General features: G+C 47.6%; 2 rRNA genes. Both read left to right on the top strand.

The window, feature by feature from the left end:
* Positions 1-102, top strand: a 23S ribosomal RNA gene (locus AB4329_RS04020); the annotation flags it as partial.
* Between the two features lie 98 nt (positions 103-200).
* Positions 201-316 (top strand): 5S ribosomal RNA (gene rrf / locus AB4329_RS04015).
* Position 317: the final 1 nt, after the last annotated feature.

Here is a 317-nt window from a genome sequence, read left to right as displayed (position 1 = left end):
GTCCTAAAGGGTTGTCGTAGACTACGACGTTGATAGGCAGGGTGTGTAAGTGCTGCGAGGCATTGAGCTAACCTGTACTAATTGCCCGTGAGGCTTAACCATACAACACCCAAGGGGTTTTGTGGACTCAAAGAAAGACCAGACCTTGAATGAGTTTGATGAGACAACACTTTTAATAGCTTTCCGAATTTTAAAATTTGCTTGGCGACCATAGCATTGTGGACCCACCTGATTCCATGCCGAACTCAGAAGTGAAACACAATAGCGCCGATGGTAGTGTGGGGCTTCCCCATGTGAGAGTAGGACATCGCCAGGCT

This window comes from Vibrio sp. 10N.261.54.A5, from assembly GCF_041471145.1.
GTDB lineage: Bacteria > Pseudomonadota > Gammaproteobacteria > Enterobacterales > Vibrionaceae > Vibrio > Vibrio crassostreae_C.
Note: the sequence above shows the minus strand (reverse complement) of the source record. Positions and strands in the feature narration are given on the sequence as shown.